The sequence below is a fragment of the Kitasatospora sp. NPDC059803 genome, from assembly GCF_042732255.1.
Taxonomy (GTDB): Bacteria; Actinomycetota; Actinomycetes; order Streptomycetales; family Streptomycetaceae; genus Kitasatospora.
On the sequence record NZ_JBHWIJ010000542.1, the window covers coordinates 1,247 to 2,161 of the forward strand.

Genomic DNA, 915 nt, shown 5'->3' on the forward strand with positions numbered 1-915 from the left:
GGGGGGGGGGGGGCCGCGGCCCCGCGGGGGGGGGCGGGCCGGGGCCCCGCGGTCACAGCTGGTGGGGCGAGGCTCAGGCCTCGGTGCCCTCGGCCTCGGCGGCCTCGTCCTCGGCCGGGGCGGCCTGGGCGCCGATGACCTGCAGCACGACGGCGTCGGCGTCGACGGCCAGGGTGACGCCGGCCGGCAGGACGATGTCCTTGGCGAGGACGGAGGCACCGGACTCCAGGCCCTCGACCGAGACGGTGACCGACTCGGGCAGGTGGGTGGCCTCGGCCTCGATCGGCAGCGCGTTGAGGACGTGCTCCAGCAGGTTGCCGCCGGGGGCCAGCTCGCCCTCGGTCAGGACCGGGATCTCGACGGTGACCTTCTCGCCGCGCTTGACCAGCAGCAGGTCGACGTGCTCGATGGTGCGCTTGATGGCCTCGCGCTGGACGGCCTTCGGCAGCACGTACTCGTCCTTGCCCTCGATCGGCACGACCAGCAGGGCGTTCGGGGTCTTGAGCGCCATCATCAGGTCGTGGCTCGGCAGGTTCAGGTGAACCGGGGCGTGGCCGTGGCCGTAGACGACACCGGGGACGAAGCCGGCGCGGCGGGCGCGACGGGCGGCACCCTTGCCGAACTCGGAACGGGTCTCAGCGGCGATGCGGATCTCGGACACGACTGCACTCCTCGGGAAGACTGGCGCGGGGGTGCAGGCAACGCGAAAAACCGCCGGGACCACACCCTCAGTACGTTCGGGGGTCACTCGGCGGTAACGGCCTCTGCCGGCGGACGGGAATCCGGTACCGGCAGCGCGTCGATCACGGAGCGGGCACCCGGCAAGCAGGCACACGGCATCCCTCGCCGAGCAGTTTCACGAGTCTAACCGCATGAACGGCCTCCCGTGAAATCGGCGGCGGCCCCGGTCCGATC

General features: G+C 72.6%; 1 protein-coding gene. It reads right to left on the reverse strand.

The genetic code is table 11. The features are described from left to right. Positions 1–73: 73 nt before the first annotated feature. A complete protein-coding gene (locus ACFV6I_RS39310) occupies positions 74–661 on the reverse strand; it encodes a 50S ribosomal protein L25/general stress protein Ctc (protein ID WP_063348047.1) in 588 nt (195 codons plus the stop codon). Positions 662–915 lie beyond the last annotated feature (254 nt).